Source organism: Acaryochloris sp. IP29b_bin.137 (genome assembly GCF_028285745.1).
Classification (GTDB): domain Bacteria; phylum Cyanobacteriota; class Cyanobacteriia; order Thermosynechococcales; family Thermosynechococcaceae; genus Acaryochloris.
In genome coordinates, this window is record NZ_JANQOP010000336.1 from 1 (window position 1) to 2,773 (window position 2,773).

The 2,773-nt window shown below is 50.7% G+C and carries 3 protein-coding genes; all 3 read right to left on the bottom strand.

Annotation, left to right across the window (positions count from 1 at the left end):
* The coding region (locus Q0991_RS22810; protein ID WP_299492941.1) for an ATP-binding cassette domain-containing protein at positions 1-405 on the bottom strand (405 nt) is incomplete at its 3' end.
* Positions 402-1,232, bottom strand: a complete 831-nt coding sequence (gene ntrB / locus Q0991_RS22815; protein WP_299492943.1) for a nitrate ABC transporter permease — start codon at positions 1,230-1,232, stop codon at positions 402-404. The genes ntrB and Q0991_RS22810, both read right to left, overlap by 4 nt.
* Before the next feature lie 11 nt (positions 1,233-1,243).
* Positions 1,244-2,773 (bottom strand): CmpA/NrtA family ABC transporter substrate-binding protein (locus Q0991_RS22820; RefSeq protein ID WP_299492945.1); only part of this gene is annotated, 1,530 nt, incomplete at its 5' end.

Genomic DNA, 2,773 nt, shown 5'->3' on the forward strand with positions numbered 1-2,773 from the left:
CTGCTTGGCTAGCTTGGGATAAACGGTCTCCACCGCAAACCGAATATTTTCTTCTACGGTCATCCAGGGCATCAGGGCATAATTTTGAAAGACCATACCTCGATCGGGGCCAGGACCGAGGATAGGCTGACCATCCAGATCGACGGTGCCAGAGGTTGCGGTACTCAAGCCAGCAATGATGTTTAGTAGCGTCGATTTGCCACAGCCCGATGGCCCAATGATGGTGACAAAGGTATTGTGCTGGATATCCAAGCTGATATCTTCAATGGCAATAAAGTTCGATGTGGAGTTCCGCTTGAAGAATGGGATTCCTCCTTTAGCGGGGAAAACTTTAGAGACATTGCGCAAGCTCAGTTGAACACTAGTGGACGTTTCCATATCGACAGGAGGAGAAGAGGTGATCATGATGCTTGCCGCCCAAAAGAGACTAATTTTTCCAGATAAGCGAAGATTTGGTCCAAAACAATACCCACCAAACCAATAATGAAAATGGCCACCAGAATATTGGATATGGACAGGTTGTTCCACTCATTCCAGACGAAATAGCCTAATCCAGAACCCAGGAGCATCTCAGCCGCAACAATGACCAGCCAGGCAATCCCCATGCTGATCCGTAGCCCGGCAATGATATTGGGAAGGGCTGCGGGAATAATCACCTTGAAGACCGTCCGCAGTTTGGACGCACCTAACGTTTTCGACACATCCAGATACTCAGGACTCACATTGGCGACGCCAAACACGGTATTCACCAGGGTCGGCCAAATACTGCTGATCAAGATAATGAAGACGCCTGTATTCTCGGAATTGCGGAAAATATAAAGCCCCAAGGGCAACCAGGCTAAAGGGGAAACGGGTTTGAGAAGCTGCACATAGGGATTAAAGGCCTTGGCCGCCACCCGAGACATGCCCAGCAATATCCCAAGAGGCACTGCAATAATAGACGCCAAGGTGTAGCCAATCGCCACCCGGCGCAGGCTCGTCAGTAAGTTCCAGCCAATCCCTAAATCATTGGGGCCATTATCAAAGAAAGGGTCGGAAATCCAAAACCACAGTTCTCCCAGGGTGTCCGTGGCATTAGGCATGCCCTTGGCAAAGATTTTGGCATTGGCCCCCACTTCCCAAACCGTGAGAAACAGTCCCAAAAACAGCAGGGAGATCAGGATTGCTTGAGCATTCTCAGAGAGTCCTGGTTTGGTGGGGGCTTTGGGGATTTGATGCGTACTCAGGGCCATGATTTCTTGGATTAAACACCATATTTCTTGATTTGCTCTTCGATGTATTGGGCCGGATTAGCCGGATCAAATTCGTCAAAGGCTAAGGTTTCGGTTTTATAGATTTCTTCGGGTGGAGTCTGCCCCAGTTCAGTCGCCAGTTCACGGGCCACATCCGTAAGGAAAATATCTTTACCCACTTCGTCATACTTGCCATCGATGGCGGTTTTGGCTTTGCCATCACCTTGCAAGTCCCACCGCACAAGCTGCGCCGAAATCCAGTTGGCAAAGCTTTGCCAAGGATAGGGGTCAAAGTCAATTCGATCGGGAATATCCAGGGTTTGACCATTCCCGTCGTCAAACTTGCCCGTCAAAACGGCTTCCACAACTTCCGTCGGCTGATTCAAGAAGGCTCGTTCAGAAATCGCCTTGGCAATTTCGGGCCGATTGTCAGCCTTGCTGGCATAGCCTGCCGCTTCGATGATCGACTTGTTTAAGGCTCGGAAGGTGTTGGGATTGGCGTCGATCCATTCATCACTGGCGGCAAAGGCACAGCAGGGATGATTGGGCCACAAATCTTTCGTTAATTTGTGAATAAAGCCTTCTCCCTCGAAGACAGCTCGCTGGTTGAAGGGATCTGGCATTAAGTAGGCATCAATATCCCCGGCCACCAATTGGGCAATGCTGTCGGGCGGGGGAACGGGACGAATCTTGACATCTTTATCGGGATCAATGCCCCCCGTAGCGAGGTAGTAGCGCAGTAGAAGATTATGCATGGAGTAGGGGAAGGGCACACCGATCACAAACCCTTTAAAGTCTGCCGGGCCTTTGACCTTGCCCTTATGACGGTTGGTCACCGTAATCGCTTGGCCATTAATATTCTCGATACTGGCCAGCTTGACGCCAAAAGAGCTAGACCCTAATCCTAAGGTCATGGCGATGGGCATGGGGGCTAGCATGTGATACGCGTCGAGTTCACCTGCGATCGCAGAGTCTCGCACCGCACCCCAACTCGGCATTTTGACCACTTTGGCGTTCAAACCATGCTTTTTGTAGAACCCTAAGGGCTCAGACATAATAATCGGAGTTGCACAGGTAATGGGGATAAACCCCACCTTGAGATCTGTTTTTTCTAGCTTGGCGGTTAATTCTGGATCGACGTTGGTGTCTCCAATATCGGGCTTATTGCCGCCAGGGGCACAGTTAGTAAGGGTAACCAGAGCGGCTCCAACCGCAATATTGCGCAGAAACTCCCGGCGAGTTACGCTGCTCGTTCGCTGGGCATCGCTAAAGAATCGACCTGCTTGGGGACCGAAAGCTGCTGAGAAGGCCTGATCCAATCCACCGGCGAGTTGAATCAAGTCATTGACCAAGCGCTTGCGCTTCGGGTCACCCTTCGACACCGTTTTTAGAAACAGCTGTTTTCTCAGTTCTGTTTGACTGATCGTTTCTGCCAATCCCAGCGCTTCAGGCGTGTACTGTCGCATTTTGATCAGATCATCAATCATCTCCACCGGGTCACTGGGGAGGGTCTCCATATACTGCAAATGATCTTGGGTCAG

What these genes read in the sequence shown, in the direction of transcription:
- ntrB (WP_299492943.1), bottom strand. Translation starts at nt 1,232, where the DNA reads ATGGCCCTGAGTACGCATCAAATCCCCAAAGCCCCCACCAAACCAGGA.